At 71.5% G+C, this 19,801-nt stretch carries 16 protein-coding genes and 3 pseudogenes; 2 read left to right on the forward strand and 17 right to left on the reverse strand.

Annotated elements, in window-relative coordinates:
• Positions 1-175 precede the first annotated feature (175 nt).
• The 10 genes and pseudogenes from MF408_RS00300 to MF408_RS00340 all read right to left on the reverse strand — a co-directional run bounded on the left by MF408_RS00300 (position 176) and on the right by MF408_RS00340 (position 8,471).
• Positions 176-430: a hypothetical protein gene (locus tag MF408_RS00300; RefSeq protein ID WP_240249808.1), complete on the reverse strand. Its 255-nt coding sequence runs from the start codon at positions 428-430 to the stop codon at positions 176-178.
• Positions 405-1,397 (reverse strand): annotated as a pseudogene (locus tag MF408_RS00305) (carboxypeptidase regulatory-like domain-containing protein); the annotation flags it as partial. The gene MF408_RS00300 and the pseudogene MF408_RS00305, both read right to left, overlap by 26 nt.
• Positions 1,398-1,621: 224 nt before the next feature.
• A pseudogene (locus tag MF408_RS26415) lies at positions 1,622-1,675 on the reverse strand (hypothetical protein); the annotation flags it as partial.
• A gap of 179 nt (positions 1,676-1,854) precedes the next feature.
• Positions 1,855-2,469, reverse strand: a pseudogene (locus tag MF408_RS26420) (S8 family serine peptidase); the annotation flags it as partial.
• Complete coding sequence (locus MF408_RS00315; RefSeq protein WP_240249811.1) at positions 2,420-2,881, reverse strand: hypothetical protein; 462 nt, start codon at positions 2,879-2,881, stop codon at positions 2,420-2,422. The gene MF408_RS00315 and the pseudogene MF408_RS26420, both read right to left, overlap by 50 nt.
• A gap of 86 nt (positions 2,882-2,967) precedes the next feature.
• A complete protein-coding gene (locus MF408_RS00320; RefSeq protein WP_240249812.1) occupies positions 2,968-3,138 on the reverse strand; it encodes a hypothetical protein in 171 nt (56 codons plus the stop codon).
• 83 nt (positions 3,139-3,221) lie between these two features.
• The gene (locus MF408_RS00325; protein WP_240249813.1) at positions 3,222-3,614 is read right to left on the reverse strand and encodes a helix-turn-helix transcriptional regulator; all 393 of its coding nucleotides are present in this window, start codon (positions 3,612-3,614) and stop codon (positions 3,222-3,224) included.
• 195 nt (positions 3,615-3,809) lie between these two features.
• Positions 3,810-6,143: an AAA family ATPase gene (locus tag MF408_RS00330; protein ID WP_240249814.1), complete on the reverse strand. Its 2,334-nt coding sequence runs from the start codon at positions 6,141-6,143 to the stop codon at positions 3,810-3,812.
• A gap of 298 nt (positions 6,144-6,441) precedes the next feature.
• On the reverse strand, positions 6,442-7,245 hold the full coding sequence (locus MF408_RS00335) for a response regulator transcription factor (protein WP_240249815.1): 804 nt from the start codon (positions 7,243-7,245) through the stop codon (positions 6,442-6,444).
• On the reverse strand, positions 7,242-8,471 hold the full coding sequence (locus MF408_RS00340; RefSeq protein WP_240249816.1) for a histidine kinase: 1,230 nt from the start codon (positions 8,469-8,471) through the stop codon (positions 7,242-7,244). The genes MF408_RS00335 and MF408_RS00340 overlap by 4 nt, the downstream gene beginning before the upstream one ends.
• Positions 8,472-8,655: 184 nt before the next feature.
• Between MF408_RS00340 and MF408_RS00345 the strand changes: the two genes are divergently transcribed.
• Complete coding sequence (locus tag MF408_RS00345) at positions 8,656-10,728, forward strand: MMPL family transporter (RefSeq protein WP_240249817.1); 2,073 nt, start codon at positions 8,656-8,658, stop codon at positions 10,726-10,728.
• Entirely contained in the window at positions 10,725-11,450 is a 726-nt protein-coding gene (locus tag MF408_RS00350) for a DUF4097 family beta strand repeat-containing protein (protein ID WP_240249818.1), read from the forward strand. The genes MF408_RS00345 and MF408_RS00350 overlap by 4 nt, the downstream gene beginning before the upstream one ends.
• 147 nt (positions 11,451-11,597) lie before the next feature.
• On the opposite strand, the gene MF408_RS00355 is transcribed toward MF408_RS00350, so the two are convergent.
• The 7 genes from MF408_RS00355 to MF408_RS00385 form a co-directional block, all read right to left on the reverse strand.
• Complete coding sequence (locus MF408_RS00355; protein ID WP_240249819.1) at positions 11,598-13,661, reverse strand: hypothetical protein; 2,064 nt, start codon at positions 13,659-13,661, stop codon at positions 11,598-11,600.
• A gap of 112 nt (positions 13,662-13,773) precedes the next feature.
• The gene (locus MF408_RS00360) at positions 13,774-14,082 is read right to left on the reverse strand and encodes a helix-turn-helix transcriptional regulator (protein ID WP_240249820.1); all 309 of its coding nucleotides are present in this window, start codon (positions 14,080-14,082) and stop codon (positions 13,774-13,776) included.
• Positions 14,079-15,206 (reverse strand): tyrosine-type recombinase/integrase, encoded by a 1,128-nt coding sequence (locus tag MF408_RS00365; RefSeq protein ID WP_240249821.1) that lies wholly within the window; start codon positions 15,204-15,206, stop codon positions 14,079-14,081. The genes MF408_RS00360 and MF408_RS00365 overlap by 4 nt, the downstream gene beginning before the upstream one ends.
• A 194-nt stretch (positions 15,207-15,400) precedes the next feature.
• Positions 15,401-16,276, reverse strand: a complete 876-nt coding sequence (locus MF408_RS00370; protein ID WP_240249822.1) for a hypothetical protein — start codon at positions 16,274-16,276, stop codon at positions 15,401-15,403.
• A gap of 150 nt (positions 16,277-16,426) precedes the next feature.
• A complete protein-coding gene (gene dusB, locus MF408_RS00375) occupies positions 16,427-17,578 on the reverse strand; it encodes a tRNA dihydrouridine synthase DusB (RefSeq protein WP_240249823.1) in 1,152 nt (383 codons plus the stop codon).
• A gap of 42 nt (positions 17,579-17,620) precedes the next feature.
• Positions 17,621-18,160 carry a hypothetical protein gene (locus MF408_RS00380; protein ID WP_240249824.1) on the reverse strand — a complete coding sequence of 180 codons (540 nt, stop codon included), beginning with the start codon at positions 18,158-18,160 and terminating at the stop codon, positions 17,621-17,623.
• Between the two features lie 195 nt (positions 18,161-18,355).
• A complete protein-coding gene (locus MF408_RS00385) occupies positions 18,356-19,753 on the reverse strand; it encodes a glycine--tRNA ligase (RefSeq protein WP_240249825.1) in 1,398 nt (465 codons plus the stop codon).
• Positions 19,754-19,801 lie beyond the last annotated feature (48 nt).

A 19,801-nucleotide genomic window follows, 5' to 3' on the forward strand; every position in this document is an offset into this window, starting at 1 on the left:
GTCGTAGCGGTCTCGGTGCCGGCGTTCGCCGGCAGCCCGACCACCGCGGCGGTGAGGCCGACGACGGCTGCGACCCACGACGACAGCAGCCGGCCGCGGGTGCGTGCGGCGCTCGACATGGTTGGTCTCCTCTGCATGGTCGATCGATCGTCGGTGGTTGCCTTCCGGTCCGGTCTCATCCCGCCTCCCGGGTGAGCGCCCAGTTCCGCAGGACGACCGCGCGCGGGACCACCCGGACCCGGCCCTCGCGTGGCACGTAGCCGGAGGCCGTGACGGTGACGGGCACGGATCCGTCTCCCGGGACGAACATCGCGTAGAAGCCGTCCGGCACCCCCGGGTCCTTGGGGGTGAGCAGGCTCCGCGCCACCTCGCCGGTCCGTGGCCTCAGCGTCGCGAACACCGGGTCACCGGTGGCGACGTCCCGGGTCACGCCGGCGACCAGGCCGCCCGGCACCCGGACGCAGGTGCGGCTGCCGACGAAGACGTTGTCGATCGCCCACCAGCGCGCGTCGCGGGCGTGGTAGCGGAAGCGGACCCGCACGCCCCGGTGGCCGGCCGCTCCGCGCAGCGGGATCGAGACCGCCCCGACGGTGGTGCGTCGGACCCGCTGCCACCGCGTGCGCCAGGTGCGGCCGTTGTCGGTGCTGAGCTGCACCTGGGCGCGTTGCCGCCTCCCTGCGGCGAAGTAGGCGGTGTCGAAGGTGAGGCGTGGCTTGGCGGTGCGCCTGAGGTCGAGGCGGGGCGAGGTGAGCACCGCCCGGACCGAGCGGCGCCCCCGAGCGGCCCGAGTCCGCGATCGCGAACCGACCTGCGGCCCCGACCGGTGTGGAGCGCTGGCCCGGGTTGTCGAGGCGCCAGCCGCCGGAGCGCGTCCAGCCGCGGTGCGAGCGGGCGGTCCAGCTGTCGAACCGCTGCTCCACGCCGTCCCAGCGGTAGCCCGGCGCCGTGCAGCCGGGCTCGACCGCCAGGCCCAGGTCCTGGGTGACGTCACCGTCCTCGACCTCCAGGACGACGGAGCGACTGCGGTAGCCGTCGTACTGCGGCGTCACCACGACGTCGTAGGTCGTGTCCTGCGCGAGGATCACCGAGTAGCGCCCCGTTCCCGGATCGGTGAAGACCGGGCCTCCGGGGTAGCCGGAGATCGTCAGCTTGGCGTACAGCGGCCACCCCTGCCCTGCGCCGTCGCGCACGACACCGGAGACGGTGGCCATCTCGGCCGGCTCGAGCGCCACGTCGACCTCCGTCGTCTCCTCCTCCGCGACCTCGACGGTGCGGGTGGCGGTGACCCAGCCGTAGGCCTCGACGGTGACCGTGTAGGTGCCGACGGGGAGGGCACCCGTCCGGTACCCGCCGGACGCGTCGGTGGCGACCGTGCGGTCGACGTCGCCGGCGACGGTGACGTAGGCCCCTCGATCGGCTCACCGGTCGCGACATCGGTGACCGCACCCGCGACGCGGCCGGTCGGCCCGATCGGGGCCTGGTCCATCAGCCGGAGCACGTCGAGCTGACCCTCGCCGTAGACGTTGTTGTCGTCGGTGGTGCCACCGCACTGGTCGTCGCCACGGTCGACTGCCGTGGAGTCGAGCAGGGACCACGTGGTGTCGACGTCGCGGACGAGGGCCGGGGTCGCCGACCAGAGCAGGGCGATGGCTCCGGCGACGTGAGGCGCGGCCATCGAGGTGCCGTCGAAGACGTCGTAGCCGTCACCGGGGACCGAGGAGGCGCACGGCGGCACCGGGCGCGGAGATGTTGGGCTTGGTCTCCCCGTCCTGGCCGTCGCCGCGGCTGGAGAACGACGCGATGCTGCCGTCGGAGCCGTAGGCGCCGACCGAGTAGTTGTGCACCAGGCTGCCCGGCGATCCGCTGGTGCGGCAGGCGGGGGCCGCTGTTGCCGTTGGCCCACACGCCGAAGATGCCCGACGCGGCCCAGGCACGGGCGACGTCGTCCAGCATCGGCTCGTTGGAGGGCCCCTCGGTTCCCCACGAGTTGTTGACGATGTGCGGACGTCGGGCCGGGTCCGGGTTCTGGCCGTCGAGATCCGTCGGAGCCAGCATCCACTGGCCGGACGCGACCAGCGCCGCGTCGGAGGGGCAGCACCCGTTGGCGGCGATCCACGTCACGCCCGGGGCGACGCCGATCTGGTTGTCGGCGCCGTCCGAGCCGGCCATCGTGCCCATCGTGTGGGTGCCGTGGCCGTTGCCGTCGCACGGCGCGGGGCCACAGGCTCCCGATGCGTCGAACCAGTTGTAGTCGTGGTCGAAGCTGCCGTCGCGGCGGGTGCCGCGGTACTGCTCGACGAGAGCGGGGTGGTCGAACTGCACGCCGGTGTCGATGTTGGCGACGACGATGCCCTCCCCACGCACGCCGTACTGGTCCCACACGTCGTCGGCGTTGATGTTGGCCACACCCCACTCGACGTCACCCGCGGTCGGCACCGCCTCGGCCGGCCGCAGCGCCGGCGCGGTCACCTGGAACGAGGGCCACAGCGACGCGACCTCGGGGCGCGACGCCAGCCGGGCGGCGAGCTCCGCGTCCCCCGCCCGTCACCTTGATCGCGTTGGTGATCCAGAACGCCTGGTGCTCGACGTCGGCGCCGCGGAGCAGGGCCCGCACGCCGGCCTGGCTCTCCCTCGCCGTACGCCGGAGCTCCGACGCCACGGCTGCTCCCCGTTGGTTCCACCCCGGGGCGCGCTGGGCGGCGGCCAAGGGAGCGCGGTCGGCGAACCGCACCCAGAAGTCCACCGAGTCCCGGCTCGCGAGCTGGCGAGCGAGCCGCGGCTTGATCTCGGCGCGGGGCGGGTCGTGGGGGTCGACGACCGTCCGAGCCTGGGGTGGGGGCGCCGAGGACGCCGACCACACCGGTCCGCAGAGGGCCAGCACGCTGCACACCACTGCGCACAGGACGAGGGGAACGACGTCGGGAGAACGGGGATCGCGGCATGGTTGCTCCTGTACCTCCGGCTCGCCTAGAGCTGCTGGTAGCGGTCGTAGTCGGGTTCCGGCTCGTCGGCGGACCGGCTCGGCGGAGCGGGCGTCGTCGGCCGCGGGTCCTCGGCGGTCACCTCGTCGTCGGCGCTCGGTCGGGCAGCGGTCTCCGGGAGCTCGTCGGCAGCCGGGCGGCGGTCGTCTGGGAACACGCTGGCATCGTGCTCGCTCACCACGGTGGGCTGCGATCCCTCATCCGCGTGAAAGAACTCGCCGCGCAGGACGTGGAGACGGCTCAGCGACGGTCGTCGAGCAGTCCGGCAGCCGTCACCCGTGCGACGAGCGCGGCGCGGGACGGGGCGCCGACCTTCTTCATCGCCGAGCGCAGCTGGCTGGCGACGGTGTGGTGGGACCGGTGCAGCGCGTCGGCGATCTCCCGGTTGGTGAGCCCCTCGGCCGCGAGACCGACGACGTCCCTCTCGCGCGGTGAGAGTGCACTGCCGTAGCCCTTGCGCCCTCCGCGCCAGGTCCGCGGCACGGCGCGGCCGTGCGCGCGGAGCAGGTGGGCGACGCGGTCGACGTCGCCGGGCGCCAGGAGGGCCGCGTAGGCGGCCAGCGCCTCCGCGAGGACGTCGAGGCCCCCTCGAGCCCGTCCGCGACCATCAGCCGACCACGACGCTCCTGGCACGACGCCGCCCGGTAGGGCCGGGGCAGGGACGTCCAGCGGTCCGCCGCCTCGCCCCACAGGTCCGCGGCCCGCGCGCTGTCCTGGCCCGCCGCCACCGCCGCCTCGCACTCCACGAGGGCGGCCGCTGCCGCCGGCGACGAGACGTCCCCGACGGCACCGGCGAAGGAGCGGGCCAGCTCCCGCGCGCCCTCGACGTCACCGGCCGCCACCAGCGCCTCCACCCGGACTGGCACGACGGCGGTCCCCCACAGCCAGACGCCGGTGTCGAGCGTGCGCCGCACCGGCTCCTCGGTCACCGCCAGGGCCTGGTCCGTCCGCCCGTCCCGGAGGTGGAGCGAGGCGAGGGCGGCCGCCGGTTCGCCGACGGTCTCCCACGCCCCGGCACCGACCGCGCTGGCGAGCACCCCCTCCAGCGTCTGCGTGTCCGCCGCCGTCCCGCCCGCCGCGAGCCGCACGAGCGCCCGGACCATCATCGGCTCGAGCCGGCTGACCGGTCGGACGTCGTCGTTGTCGGCCAGGTCGGCCGCCCTCGCCTCGAGACCTGCCCAGGCACCGGTGAGCCAGTCGAGGTGGGCCTGGGTGCACTCGACCAGCTCGGCGAGCCGCACCTGGTCGTGCTCGACCGCCAGCCGCCGCGCGACCGCCAGCCGGTCGGCGGCCTCCGCGTGACGTCCCCAGCGGAGGGCGGCGTCGCCGGTGTTGATGTGGGCCATCGTCACGATGCGACGCTCGCGGCTGTCGCCTCCCGCCTCGGGGATCGCCTCGGCAGCCGCCCACCCGCGCTCCTCGCCGAGGAGGAGCAGTCCGGCGGCGCAGACCGTGGACACCCGGAGCTGCTCGGTGGCGGGGGAGGCGGCGAGCGAGCTCGGTCGCCCGCTCGATCCACCGCAGGTGCGTGGACTTCGGGAGCCTCCCGCGGGGCCAGGCCAGCGCCAGCATGCTCACGGCCACGGTGGCGGGGTCGCGCTCGAGGTGCGGCAGAGCCCGCTCCACCTCGCCCAGGGCCGCGTCGAACTCGTCCAGCTCGTTGAGGACCCGGGAGAGCTGGAACCGCAGGTCGGCCTCGACCGCGGGCGGGTGCTCGCCGGCGGCGAGCGAGCGTCGCAGCGCCGCGGCGAGGTCGTGGAGGTGCACGGAGGCGGGGATCGACCCGAACGGCACCTTGTCGACCACGGAGCACAGCCGCTCGGCGGACATCGTCGAGCCCTGCACCAGCTGGTGCAGCAGCGCTCCGGCGGTGGCCTCGTCGCCGGTCTCCAGCGCGACGTCGACCGCCCGGTCGGCGTACCGCTGCCACCGGTCGTCGTCGCCCGCGAGCCGGAAGTGCGCCGCGAGGCGCGCGAGGGGCGGCGGGGACTCGGTCTCGAGCAGCTGCCCGGTGCGGCGATGCAGCCTGCGGCGCTCCAGCTCGGGCGTCGCCTCGTAGACCGCTCGACCGGCGAGGACGTGGCGGAAGGACACCCGCCGGCCCGGTCCCCGGCTCAGCAGCGCGTGGTCGACGCACTCGGCCAGACCTGCCTCGAAGTCCTCCTGCGCGAGGCCGCTGAGGTGGCGCAGCGACGGCTCCGGCAACGGCTCCGCGGCCACCGCGGCCGCCCTGAGCACGACGGTGGCCCGCTCGTCCAGCCGCGTGACCTGCTCGAGAAGGGTGTCGCGGAGCGTCGGTGGCACCACGATCTCTGCGAGCGGCAGCCGCATCCAGGCACCGTCCCGCCGGACCAGGTCCTTGCGGCGGACCATCAGCCGCACCGACTCCTCGATGGCGAGCGGAAGGCCGCCGGTGTGCTCGTGCAGGTGCTGGGCGAACGCCTGGGACAACGGCTGGTCGTCGAGCATCGACGAGGCGAGCTCGGCGGTTCCGGCCGGGTCGAGCGGCGAGAGCTCGAGCCGCACGACCTCCGTCCCCGGCCGGAGCCGCGCGGTGAAGCCCGGCACCCAGTCGTCGGGACCGACCTCGGTGGAGCGGTAGGCGAGGACGAGGCTGAACGCTCGTGGCGTCCTGGTCGCGACGAACAGCAGGAACTCGCGGGTGACGTCGTCGGACCACTGCAGGTCGTCGACCACGAGCCGGTCGGCGCCGAGGGCCGTCAGCAGCTCGACCAGCGCACGGAACACACGGTGCCGTGCCGACGCGGCGTCGGCGGCCGGCTCGGGGGCGGGCGGGAGGACGCTGCTCCACTCCGGGAACAGCGGGCGCAACGACCCGACGAGGTCACTCAGCGGGAGGCCGCCGACCCGGCCGGGGTCGGTGGCGAGGAGCGCGTCGACGACGGGCCCCAGCGTGTAGGGCTCGGCGAGCGGAGGGCAGGCCATCCACAGCGTGCCGTCGGCGGTGCCCGCCTCGCCGAGCGCCTCCCGGAGGAGCCGGGTCTTCCCCACCCCGGCCTCGCCGGCGACCAGCACGACGGGGGCATGCTCGCGAACGGCACCGGTGAGCTCGGCCAGCGCCGCCGCACGGGCGACGAACCGCGGCGGCGAGGCGTGCGCCACGGCCGCGGACGCGCTGCCGGCCGACACTAGTTCGTCCACCGCTCGTCCACCGCTCGTCCGACGTCCTCTCTCGGTCCTGCGCCCCGGGCACCCGTGGGGTCAGTGAACACCATCAGGTGCGGCAGACGGGAGAGTCACGTGTGGCCGCACGGCGCGGGACGTCATGCGTTGCGAGGGCGATCGCCCACGGGATGTATGACGTCGTTGGCCCCGCACCGCGCGCAGCGAGGGCGGCTCGACACGCGCGAGCGCAGCGAGCGCAATACCGGCGGAGCGAAATATCCGAACTCCATGAATGCCTGGCACACGGATCGCTCGGATGTAGCCGCTGACTGGCTCAGGTCGGTGACATCGACGACGACGTTGAGGAGCCGGGTCGCCTGGAGCGACCAGCGCGGCTGGGGCGTACCCCGGCCCAATCTCCGGACGTGTGACCCGTTGCGTCGGGCCACACAGGTGTGACGCGTCTGCTTACGAACGACGCGTGATCCGGTGCGCCAGGACGGCTGCTTGGGTTCGGTCGGCGCATCCGGTCTTGGTCAAGATGTGCGAGACGTGCGTTTTTCACAGTGTGTTCGCTTAGGTGGAGCATGGCCGCGATCTCGCTGTTGGATGCGCCGGTTGCGATGAGTTTGAGGACCTCTTGTTCGCGATCGGTCAGTTCCTGGACCCGGGAGAGGTCGTCGGGGTCGGGAGGATGATGGGCGGCAAGGTAGCCGGAGACGACGTGGTGGGTGATCGACGGGCCGAGCGTGGTGTGTCCGTCGCGAGCCGATCGAACTGCGGCGACCAGTTGCTCGTAGGTGGAGTTCTTGAGTAGGAACCCGGCTGCGCCACCGCGGAGCGCTTGGTCGATGTAGGGGCCGGTGTCGAAGGTGGTCAGCATGACCACGGCGACGTGCGGGGCGGCGCGCTTGATCTCCTCGAGTGCCTGCAGCCCGTCGAGTCGTGGCATCTGTATGTCGAGCAGAGCGACGTCAGGTGAGGCCTCTCGGCAGAGCGAGATTGCTTCGCGCCCGTCGCTTCCGCGCCCGATCACGCTGATGCCGGGCTGGCCGTCGAGAATCGCGGCGATGCCGTCACGGACGAGTGCGTCGTCGTCGACAACGACGACGGTGACCGGCCTGTCTGCGGCGGTCACGAGGTCGTCTCGACACTGGCTGGAGCGGGCAGGACGGGCACGTGCACGACGACCGCGAACCCTCCTTCGGCTGTGGGGCCGTGGCGCACCTCACCACCGAGGGCGGTCACCCGCTCGCTGATGCCGAGCAGACCCAGGCCGGGCAGGTTGCGGGGAGTAGACGGGCCACGCGCTGGCGGCTCGTTGGTCACGCCAAGCGTGAGGAGGCCGGCATCTCGCGTGATTCGCACGTGGGCGGTCGCGCCGGGGGCGTGTCGTCTGGCGTTATTGAGGCACTCCTGCGTGATTCGGTAGAGGGCCGACTCCTGCAGTCGGGATAGGCCACTTGTGTCGCCGACGTCCCAGGTGACGTGCTGACCGGCTTGTTCGGCGGCGGTGGCCAGGCCGCGCAGGTCGGAGAGGCGTGGCGCCGGTTCCTCGGCCTCATGGGAAGAGGGCTCGCTGGCTGGTTGCTCCTGGCGGAGGGTGCCGAGCAGTCCGTGCAGTTCCTGGTTCGCCTGCCGGGCAGCGGTGGCCAACGCGTCGACGCGGTCGTTGGCCCACTGAGGTAGGTCGACTGCTCGGGACCGGAGGACCTCGGCATGGACGGTGAGTGTCGTGAGCGAGTGCGCGACCACGTCGTGCATGTCGCGGGCGATCGCGAGTCGCTCCTGGGTGCGAGCGTCGGTGACCCGACGATCCTCGAGTTCGACCTGGCGTTCCTGGTCGCGACGTGCTTGGTCGAGCTGCTGTTCGCGGGCGCGCACCACCACGCCTACGGCCCATCCGAGGGGTAGCGCGAGGACCACGGCGATGACGTCGAGGCCTCCACCACGCTCGGGTGCGGCGGTCACCTGGTTGAGTGCGAGAGCTCCCAGCATGAGGACGATCGACGCCACGGCGGCGATCGCAGATGGTGTGGTCGAAGCGTTCCGTCCGAGGAAGTAGAACGCGAACCCGAGCGGGAGAACGACCAGGGTGGTGACTTCGACTCCACTGGCGGCGGCGGTGAGCTGGGTGGTGATGCCGACGGCCAGCACCGCTGCGAACGAGCGGACCGGCGCCCGGTCGCGGCCGAGGGAGCTTGCTGTGCTGAGCACGACCGCGAGGACGCACAGCGCCCATGCCCCGGGAGTGTTCTCCTCGTTGGCCTGATCGAGCAGCGCGGGCACCCCGACCGCCGCAGGTACGCCGACTCGTACGGCGAACGGAATGGTCGACCATGTCACAGTCACCATGCTAGGCATCGGCATGACGTGGCCACTCACTCCGGAGAGTGAGATGTCCGGGTGCGATGTAACCGTCGGGGGTGATGGCGCGGGGCGACAGATCGCCGTCGGCGGCGATGTGCGGGGCCCGTCGGCTGGGGTGGACTTGGTCGCATGAGCAACACACACTCGGGCGCCACCACGTCGACCCCCCGGACCCGCGGTGGGGATCGCGCTGCGCCGTTGGAAGTGGATCGTGCTGCTGGGGTGGGTGCTGATGGCTGTCCTCGCGACCCCGCTGGCCGAGAGGATCGGTGACGTCGAGCGCGAGGACGTTGCGGCGTTTCTTCCCTCCGGCGTCGAGTCCACCGAGGTCGCCGCGCTGATCGAGTCGGCTGGCGGTGAGGAGACGAGCACCGCGCTGGTGGTGTACGCCGCCGAGTCGGGCCGGCTCACCGATACCGACCTGGCCGCGATCGCCGACCAGCATGCGCAGGTCGCCGCCGAGCTGCAGGACACCGACGGGGTGTCGGTGTCGGGACCAGAGGTCTCGGACGACGGCGCCGCGGCGCTGATCGTGGTCGACGGGTTGTCCGAGGACGCGGCCGAGGACGTGGTCCCGCAGCTCCGCGACATCGTGACCGAGCCCAGCGCCGGCGTCACCGTCCACGTGACCGGCGAGGCCGCGCTGGGTGTGGACAACAACGCCGGTGACGTCGACGCGGCGTTGCTGCTGACCAGCATGTTGATCGTCGCGGTGCTGCTGCTGGCGACGTACCGGAGCCCAGTGCTGTGGCTGTTGCCGCTCTTCGCCGCGGTGCTGGCGGTCCAGGTCGCCCGGGGAGCCGTCTATCTGCTCGGTGATGCCGGGGTGACGGTGACCGAGCTGTCCTCGGCGATCCTGATCGTGCTCGTCTTCGGTGCAGCCACCGACTACGCGATGCTGCTGCTCAACCGCTACCGCGAGGAGCTCGCCCACCACGAGGACCATCACGATGCCGTCGTGGTCGCTCTGCGGCGTACAGCGCCCGCGCTGGTCGCCAGCGCCGGCACCGTCGTGCTCGGCCTGCTCTGCCTGCTCGTGGCCAGCCTTGCCGGGCTCCGCGGCCTTGGTCCGATCGCGGCCGCAGGTGTGGTGGTCGCGCTCGGCGCCATGGTGACGGCGTTCCCGGCACTGCTGGCGGTCGTCGGGCGGCGGGTGTTCTGGCCCCGCATCCCCTCGCCGCAACACCCCGAGCGCGTCGGCAGCCACCGGATCTGGGCTCGAGGGGCCGACCTGGTCGTCCGCCGCCCGAGGCCGATCGCCGCCCTGGTGACAGGAGTTCTGGTCGCCCTCGCGTTCCTCACCACCGGCGTGTCGGTCAGCGCCGACCCGATCGACAAGGTGCCCCCGGGCAGCGAATCGGTCGACGGGTACGCCGTGGCCGAGGAGCACTTCGGCGATGGCCTGCAGCCGCCGCTGGTGGTCGTCCTGCCTGAAGGAGCGGGCGCGGTAGAGGTGGACGAGGTGACTGCCGTGGCGCAGCAGTTGCCCGGCGTCGCAGCCGTCACTCCTGGTGAGAGCCTTCCCGGTGACCGGCCGACGCTGCGCATCGATCTCTCGGTCCCGGCCTACGGCGATGACGGGCGCGACGTTCTTCACGACCTGCGATCCGACTCCGCGGACGCCGTTCCGGGCACCATCGTCGGCGGCACGCCCGCCGTTCAGCTCGACTACAAGGACGCGGCACTCGACGACGTCCTACTGGTCGCTCCACTGCTACTGCTCGTCGTGTCCCTTGTAATCGGGCTGCTGCTGCGCTCGGTGGTCGCTGCGGTGCTCGTGCTCAGCACCGTGCTGCTCAGCCTGGCCGCGTCCTTCGGGGTCTCCTGGGTGATCTTCGAACACATCCGAGGATACGGGCCGGTCGCAGCGGACCTGTTCATCTACATCCTGGTCTTCCTGGTCGCCCTCGGCGTGGATTACAACATCTTCCTCGCCGAACGGATCCGTGAGGAACGCCGCCGCGACACCACGGCTGGCGCGGTCCGGCGCGGCCTCACCCACACCGGCGGGGTCATCACCGCCGCCGGGCTGGTGCTCGCCGGGACGTTCTTCACTCTCGCCCAACTGCCCGACGTCACCGTCGCCGAGGTCGGCATCGCGGTTGCCGTCGGTGTCTTGATGGACGCGCTCGTCGTCCGCACCTTCCTCTTCCCGGCCCTGGTGACGCTGCTCGGAGACCGCACTTGGTGGCCCAGCAAGCCCCCGCCGGCCGCTGCCGACGCCACATCAACCACCGTGGAGGCACGATGAACAAGACCCTGACGTACGGCGCGCTGGGGATGTTCGCCCTGGGACTGCTGGTGGGCTGCGGCTCCTCCCTCGACGAGGCCGCCCCCGAGACGAGGACCTTCCAGCTCGACGGCACGACCCTCAGCATCACCACCGACAACGGCGCCGTCGAACTCGAGACCGGCGACGTCGACGAGGTGGACGTGACCCGCTGGTTCGACGGCGACGCCGACCAGGGCACCTGGGACCTCGAAGGCAACACCCTGACCCTCGACTCCAGCTGTGGCCTGTTGCGCACCTGCGACGCCCGCTACCTCGTCGTCGTGCCCGACGACGTCACCGTCGACATCGAGGGCGAGAACAGCCCGGTCACGGCGCGCAATGTCTCGCAGGCGTTGACGATTCGCACGCAGAACGGCGAGGTGACCGTTACGGGTATCACCGGCGACCTCGACCTGCGCACCGACAATGCCGCTCAGCAGGTCACCTCGTCGTCGCCTGCCACGCTGACCTCGCGCACGGCAAACGGCGACGTCGAGATCGCCCTCGACGAGCCGCCAGCCGAACTCACGGCCACCGCCGACAATGGACGGATCACCGTGGCCCTTCCCGGCGACGTCGCATACGACGTGGAGATCAACACCGGCAACGGCCACATCGACAACGAGCTCGACATCGATCCCGACAGCCCACACCGCATCCGCATCGAAACCGACAATGGCGATGTCGCACTCGGATCCTGATGTGCTCTCAGCCGGGCCAGCCACATGTGACATCACTCCCGGCTAACCGCCGATGAACGCCGACCACCGGGCACCTGCTGCCTCACCCCGTCGTGTCCGTGTGTCGTACCGTCGTCCATAGCGGCCGAGGGCAGCGCCTCGAGGTGCTCAGCGTGATTCAGCGTGACGATGGCGTGTTGAGGCGTAGGTGGTCCAGCGTCCGCCAGCGGCGGCATTCCAGCGCTCGGCAGTGTTGACGTGGACTCCGAGAAGGTCGGCGAGAACGACGCTGGGCAGTTCGGCACCGAGCTGGAGCAGTGCGGTGTTGCGTGCCGCTCGCGGTTCGATCCCGAGGTTGCGCAGGCGCGTGGACATGGTCGTCGGGCTCATCGGGTGGCCGGGTCTGCGTCCGGGGAATAGCCAGAGGTCATCGTCGGCGAGGTTGCGGGCCATTCCAGCCGGCGCCTGCTCGGGCAGTCGTTGGATCAACTCGCTCAGGGGCGACGGAAGGAGAACGCGGTCCTCACCGAGCTGGAGCCGGATGTCGTGGCCCTCGATCTGAATGCTTGCTCGAGTCAGACGGACGATCCGGGCGGCGGGTTGGGCGTAGAGGACCAGCAGGAGGGCTGCCACCCGGTCGCGTGTCTCCACGCTGTCGTCGGTGAGGAGCCGGCGTGCGATGCCCCATCGTTGGTCGTCGCAAACGAAGCTGAGCGGGTCACTGGCCGGTGGATAGGCGGCATCGAGGCCGGCGAGGAATCCTCGGGTCTGCGCCCAGCGCAGGAATCCAGGCAGCCGCCGTCGTGCCTGGGGCCGGATCGTCAACCATGCGTCCAGGTCACCTTGGACGGTCCCGGAGAGCGTCCTGCGCTGTTCGCGGAGCCAGGCAAGGGAAACGGGCGGCCTCGGCAGTCTGCTCGCGGACCCGGTGGGCAGCGAACTCAGTGGGGGGCGACCTTGTTCGGCCTTGCGCCGCAGTCGATGCAGCAACCACCAGGTGGCATAGGTCCGCAGTGGTTCCTGGTCCTCGGGGTGGGCAGCCTCGACCAGCTCCTGGAGGGCTACCTCGAGTCGCGCGAGATGGCGGTCGCGCTCGGGCAGCGCTCCGCAGGTCACCAACAGCTGACGCAGGTGCTCGATCGCGAAGGCTCGTCCTCGCCGGGTGCCGGCGGCGTCGTCTAACGTCGCGTGGGCAAGCGGCCGGTGACCTTTCGCCATCGCGGTGAGCACCTCGACAGCGGGGCTGCGGCGGAGCCAGTCCAACGCGGTGCGGGGGTTGTCGACGGACAGGATCGCATCACGCAATGGGACGAGCGACCCGGCGATCTGACCCGACGGGCCGGTCAGCAGCTGGTCGAGTCTGCGCACGAGCTGGCAGCGGAAGCAGATCGGGGAACGGTCGATGGTGGTGGTCCGGCACGGGCCCTCGACCCCGCAGACGCCGCATACCAGGACCGGCGCCTGGTGGCAGCTGCCACACAGGTCCGGTTGGCCGTTTCGGCCGCGGACCGCGATCCGACGGATGCGACCGCATCCGCCGCATTCACGTTCGGGTTGGCGGTAACAACCAGCGCACAACGGGCCCCCGCCACGACGCGACGCGACGGGCTTGGTTTCGCCGCATGCCGCGCAGACCGCGGGCGGCGCGAGGTAGCACGAGACGCACAGTGCACCGCCGTCCTCTGCACGGGCGTTGACCGGCCTACGCCGGCCGCATCCGGCGCAGTCCTCCCAGGCGCTGGTGTCGCGGCGAGCGCATCCCGAGCACCGCGCGCTGCCGTCAACGGCCCGTCGAGCCACCGACTTGACGCGGCCACACGTTCCGCACGGTTCGGCCCGAGCGCGCTTGTCGCAGCCGGCGCACCGCGCCCGACCCTCGTCGGTCCGACTGTAGACCGGCTTGACACGGCGACAGTCAACACACTCTGCGGTGTGGTTCCGTCGCCAGCAGCGGCCGCAGATCCGCTCATCCGGTCCGCGGGTGTGGGGCAGCTCGACGGCGCTGCCGCATCCGGCGCAGCGCGGGACGACTAACACCGTCGAGCCGGCGGCCACGAGCCCGGCAATAAAGGCACCGACCACCTTAGGCGGGCGCGAGTGACCAGAGGTCAACGCGTCAGGATGCTCCAGCAGGTAACCGGCCAGGCGGGCACGCGCCCCGGGTGTCGCGGCCACCCGCTCCACGACATCGGCCACCGTGGTGGCCGACAACACCGGGTCGATGCCGGTCACGACGACAACCACCGCGTCGAGTCGATCTTGTTGCCGCCGCGCCGAGGCAGGTCTGGACAAAGCGGCTCACTTGTCGGGGACGATCTTCGCCCGAGTCGGGCGTGCCGTCTTCTCACCTGCAGACGCGGGGCCGGCGCCCTTGACGCCGGCGGCGCGGCGGCTGGCTCGCTTCGCGTCCGCGACGACGACCGGCTCCACCAGGTCGTCCGGGGGTACAGCCCAGCGCGTCGCACAGCGCGACGAGCACGTGCAGGTTCAACCGCTCCGGGGTGCCGGTGACCAACCGGTAGACCTGGGCTGCGGACAGCTCGATGCCGCGTTCTGCCAACAGTGGCGCCAGGTCGGTGGTGGAGAACAACCCACGGGTGGCCATCAGTTGGCGCAGATGCCAGCGGTAGTCGACCTCACGAACTCGACTCATCCCGACTCCGCTTCCGGCTCGGTGATCTGAGCGAATGCGGGTCCCAGCGCCGCGGCAAGGGCTCGGTTCTTGCAGTCGCTGCTCACCCCGGTGTACAGGGCGGTGGTCGCGCCCCACGCGTGGCCGACCTGCTGCTGGACGAAGAAGGGGTCGAAGCCGTCCTCGATCAGGTGCGTCACGTACGAGTGGCGCAGGCAGTGTGGATGCAGCTCCGCGGGCAGGCCGAGCGCGTCGCGGTACTCCCGGAACCGCACATTGACGTAGTCGGTCGAGACCCGGCCACCGCGCTCCGTGGGCCACAGCATCGGCCGCTGGCCCACCCCATAGAGCGGCCGCACCTCCTCGACGTACTCGGCCAGCACGTCCACCGACCATCCCATCACCGTCAGCACCGACCGGCGCCGCGGCGGGGAGCCCTTCATCGCCTTGCCGTAGCGCACCGAGCAGATCCCGTACCCCCCGAACTGCGCAGCCGCGGGGTTGGTGTGGAAGTCAGTGACGTCCAGCATCACCGCCTCGCGACGGCGCAGCCCGAACGCGTAGATCGTCTTGAACACCGCCGCATCCCGAAACGCCGCGGTCCACCCCTTCCGCCCCAGACGCTGCGCCCGGTCCACCTGGGCGTCTGCGTGGTCGAAGAACGCCTGCAGCTCCTCGCGGGTGAACGGCCGCACCGTCGGGCGTCCCTCGTGGTCGGCCACATGGGCCGCGGTGTTCCATTCGTGACAGATCTGCACCGGATGAGTGCCGAACCGCGCCAGGCATTCCTTCGCCCACTCATACCGCGGATCCACCAGGTAGTCGCAGAACATGGCGATCGTATTCTGGTAGTTCCGCAGCGTCGAATGCGCCCGCGCGCCACCGCGGCGCAGCGACACCGTCCACTCCTCCACGTCGACCGGCTGCCAGCGCCACGGATACTCCCCGGTGAACGCCGCGAACCGGCGAACCGTGGCCACCCGAGACTCGATCGTGGTCACGCTGAGGAGTCGCGCGGTCTGCTGCGCCGTCCAGCCCGCGAGCATCGCTTCGAAGACTGCCTCCTCCGGATGGAGATGCACCACCGACGACGACAACACCAAGGCCGCCGAGCCCTCCGGCCTACGCCCCGAACGATCCGCCACGCCCGCCTCCTACACCGTCGAAACCGATGAACGGATCATTCATCAGATGCAAGCGATCGCGCAACCCTGCAGGTCAGCGTGTTGCAGAAGCCGCCAAACGGCGAACGCGACAGAATGGCAACTACCTCGGATCACAGCCGTGCAAGGCGAATCCAAGCCCATGAATGCATCATCCGATGCAATTTTTCGCCTTTTCAGTACGTCGTGACGTGGACGTGGTCGTAGTGGTTGGCGGTGGCGGACCCGCGGTCCTCCATCGCCCGCCAGCCCTCGGAGGAGCGCTCGACCGACCAGATCTGCTGGGCGTAGATGAGGTAGCTGACGCCGAGCTCGGAGTAGTACTTGCGGATGAACTCGGCGACCTGCCAGCCGCGGTCGCCGGAGACCATGATGTCGACGGCGATGCCCTGGCCGTGCTCGCCGTCGCTGCGGAAGGTGCCGTAGGTGCTGATCTCGGGGAACTCCGCGCAGACGGCCTCGTGGACCGCCTTGATGTTGGGGCTGACGCCGGCGGGGACGGAGGTGCCGTTGGTGCAGTCGCCGCCGAGGGTGAACGGCTTCTCGGCGGTGAGGTAGCCGGCGGTCACCCAGCGTGACTGGCCGTCGACGACGACCTCCTCGCGGCCGGCGACCTCGCGACCGGTGACAAGGACCTTCTCGCCCTCGGCGATCTCGCCGACCTGCTCGGCCTTGTCGTCGGGGCGGGTCCACACGTTGAGGGCGGCGGTCGTCCACAGCCGGGTGTCGGCCCGGTCGACGGCGCGCGCCACGGCGGGCGACTGGAGCGCCTTCTCGACGGCGGTCAGCGGGCGGATCTGCTGCTGCTCGCGGATCGGCCGGGCGCCGCCGCGGGAGACGGGCAGCCGTCGCTCGGTGCTGGTGTCGGCGCCGGCGATGGAGCCGGCCGCGGCGGTGGAGTCGGAGGCCAGGAGGTCCTGGGCGGGTTCGGCGCCGAGGACGCCGGCGGTCACCGCCGCACCGGTCGCGGCGATCGCGAGGGGTCCCGCGAGGAGGGCGGCCCGCGGCTTGCGTCGCGCGGTTTCCCGCTTGTGGCTGTGCTTGCCGGCCACGCGCTGGTTTCCTTTGCTGTCGCTTGCTCGGTCGGTGCCCAGAGCACCGTAGCGGCGGTGGGCACGAACGTCGACCTAACCACACCGCTTTTCCACAGTCCGAATCGACCCCGGTGGTCTAGACCGTGTTTCCCGTCACCGTGTGCCGGGTCACCCTCCGGTGGTCTCGTCGACCGCCTCGTGGAGCACGCAGTCGCTGCCGTCGGCGTCGTCGAGCCAGCCCTCCGGCAGCACGACCTTCGACCGCGGCGAGCCCTGCCGGCCGCGCGGGCTGCCGAGCTCGGACACCGGGAACGGCTCGGCCGGGTCGAGCTCGGCGAGCCGGGCGTCCAGCTCGGCGAGGGTGCTCACCAGGGCGAGGGAGCGCCGCAGGTCGCCGCCGGCCCGGAACCCCTTGAGGTACCACGAGACGTGCTTGCGGAACTCCTTGCAGCCGCGCTCCTCCCCCATGTGCTCGCACAGCAGCTCGGCGTGCCGCCGCATCATGGCGGCCACCTCACCGAGGGTGGGCAGCGCGACCTCCTCCGCGCCGGCGAAGGCGGCGGCCAGGTCGCGGAACAGCCACGGACGCCCGAGGCACCCGCGGCCGACGACGACGCCGGCGGCACCGGTCTGCTCGACCATCCGCAGCGCGTCGGCGGCCTCCCAGATGTCGCCGTTGCCGAGGACGGGGATGTCGACGTGGTCGACCAGGGCGGCGATCGCGTCCCAGTCGGCCTCGCCGGAGTAGGCCTGGGCGACGGTGCGGCCGTGGAGGGCGATGGCGGCGCAGCCGCTCTCCTGGGCGATCCGCCCGGCGTCGAGGTAGGTCAGGTGGTCGTCGTCGAGCCCCTTGCGGGTCTTCATCGTGACCGGCACGCCGTACGGCGTCGCGGCGGCGACCGCTTCCTCGAGGATGCGGGCGAGCAGGCCGCGCTTCCAGGGCAGCGCCCCGCCGCCGCCCTTGCGGGTCACCTTGGGGACCGGGCAGCCGAAGTTGAGGTCGATGTGGGCGACGCCGTGGTCGGCGCACAGGATCTCGGCGGCCTTGCCGACGTAGGCCGGGTCGGTGCCGTAGAGCTGCACGGACCGCACCTGCTCGGCGTCGTCGAACACCAGCATCCGCCGGGTGGTCTCGTCCCCCTCGACCAGGCCGCGGCTGGTGATCATCTCGCAGACGTAGAGCCCTGCTCCCTGCTCGGCGCAGAGCCGCCGGAACGCCGCGTTGGTGACGCCCGCCATCGGGGCGAGCACGACGGGCGTGGCGACGCGCAGCGACCCGAGCTGCAGGCCCGGGTGTGCGGCGGCGGTGGTCGCGGTCATGCGGTCCATTGTCCGGGCCGCGGGGAAGGTGGTGAAATCCGCTCAGCGGCGGCGCTTCTTCTTCCGCTTCTCCGGCTGCTCGATCTCGGTGATCGTGCCGCTCCAGGTGACCGGCTCGAGGTCGCCGACGAGGTCGAACGCGACCGCCTCCAGCTCGCTGCCCTCCGGCGAGAGGTAGACCAGGCACAGGTCGGTCGACCTGCCGGCCGGGAACCGCTCGGGCAGCGGGCCGCCGGGGCACGGCCGGAACTTCTTCTGCTGGAAGCCGAGCGGCTCGACGAGCACGCCGGAGCTCTCGAGGGAGTAGAGCGGCACGGCCAGGCCACCGGCGTCGGTGTCGCCGACGTTGCGGACGGTGACACGGGCGAAGTACGGCGTCTGGTCGCGCATCTGCTTGGTAATCACCCAGCCGCCGAACGACTCCTCGAACGAGGTGCGGTCGACCCGGTCGACCGTGATGTCGAGGGCGACGACCTCGTCCTGCCGCGGCCGCCAGGCGACGGTCGCGGTCTCGGTCAGCCCGAGCTGGGCTCCGGGCGCGGTCAGCTCGACCGCGTCCGGCACCGGCAGGTAGTCCTCCACCGCGGCGGTCGTGCCGCCGTCGGTGGCCTCCGACGACGCCCCGGTGTCCTCGCTCTCCGGCTCCCCCGCCGCTCCCGTCGCCGCAGCCGGCGAGCGCCCCGAGCACCACGACGCCCGCGAGGGCCGTGCGGAGGGGTGCCGGCGAGCCCGGTCCGCGGTCGCTGGATCACGACGGTCATGGTGGCACCAGCCGGGTCAGCAGCCGACGAAGCGCTCGGCGAAGTAGGCGGTCAGCCGGTCGAGCGACACCCGCTCCTGCTGCATCGTGTCGCGCTCGCGCACGGTGACGGCCTGGTCCTCGAGGGTGTCGAAGTCGACCGTGACGCAGTACGGCGTGCCGATCTCGTCCTGGCGGCGGTAGCGGCGGCCGATCGCACCGGCGTCGTCGAAGTCGACCGTCCAGCCGCGGCGGAGCTCGGCGGCGACGTCCTTGGCCTTGGGCGACAGGTCGGCGTTGCGCGAGAGCGGCAGGACGGCGACCTTGACCGGCGCCAGCCGCGGGTCGAGCCGCAGGACGGTGCGCTTGTCGACGCCGCCCTTGGTGTTGGGCGCCTCGTCCTCGGAGTAGGCGTCGACGAGGAAGGTCATCAGGCTGCGCGAGAGGCCGGCCGCCGGCTCGACGACGTAGGGCACGTAGCGCTCGTTGGCGGCCTGGTCGAAGTAGCTGAGGTCCTGGCCGGAGTGCTCGGCGTGGGTCGACAGGTCGAAGTCGGTGCGGTTGGCAATGCCCTCGAGCTCACCCCACTCGGAGCCGGCGAAGCGGAACCGGTACTCGATGTCGACGGTGCGCTTCGAGTAGTGGGACAGCTTCTCCTTCGGGTGCTCGTAGTGCCGCAGGTTGTCGCGGTCGATGCCGAGGTCGACGTACCAGCGCGTCCGCTCGTCGATCCAGTACTGGTGCCACTCCTCGTCCTCACCCGGGCGGACGAAGAACTCCATCTCCATCTGCTCGAACTCGCGGGTGCGGAAGATGAAGTTGCCCGGGGTGATCTCGTTGCGGAAGCTCTTGCCGATCTGGGCGATGCCGAACGGGGGCTTCATCCGCTGGCTGGTGACCACGTTGCTGAAGTTGAGGAAGATGCCCTGCGCGGTCTCCGGGCGCAGGTAGTGCAGGCCCGACTCGTCCTCGATCACGCCGAGGTAGGTCTTGAGGAGGCCGGAGAACTGGCGCGGCTCGGTCCAGGCGCCGCGGGTGCCGCAGTTGGGGCAGGCGAGGGTCGTGAGGTCGACGTCGTCGGGGTTGTCGATCCCCTTCTTCTCGGCGTACTCCTCCTGGAGGTGGTCGGCGCGGAACCGCTTGTGGCACGACTGGCACTCGGTCAGCGGGTCGGAGAACGTCGCGACGTGGCCGCTGGCCTCCCAGGTCTGCTTGGGCAGGATCACGCTGGAGTCGAGGCCGACGACGTCGTCGCGCATCTGCACCATGGACTTCCACCACTGGCGCTTGATGTTGTCCTTGAGCTCGACGCCGAGCGGGCCGTAGTCCCAGGCGGAGCGGGTGCCGCCGTAGATCTCCCCGCACGGGTAGACGAACCCGCGCCGCTTGGCGAGGGAGACGACCTGGTCGAGGACGGACGGGGGCGGCTTGGCCACGGCGGTTCCTTTCCTGGGCCGCCCGGCCGGCTGCCGGGCGGTCTTGGG

Source organism: Nocardioides sp. TF02-7, from assembly GCF_022437945.1.
Lineage (GTDB): Bacteria > Actinomycetota > Actinomycetes > Propionibacteriales > Nocardioidaceae > Nocardioides.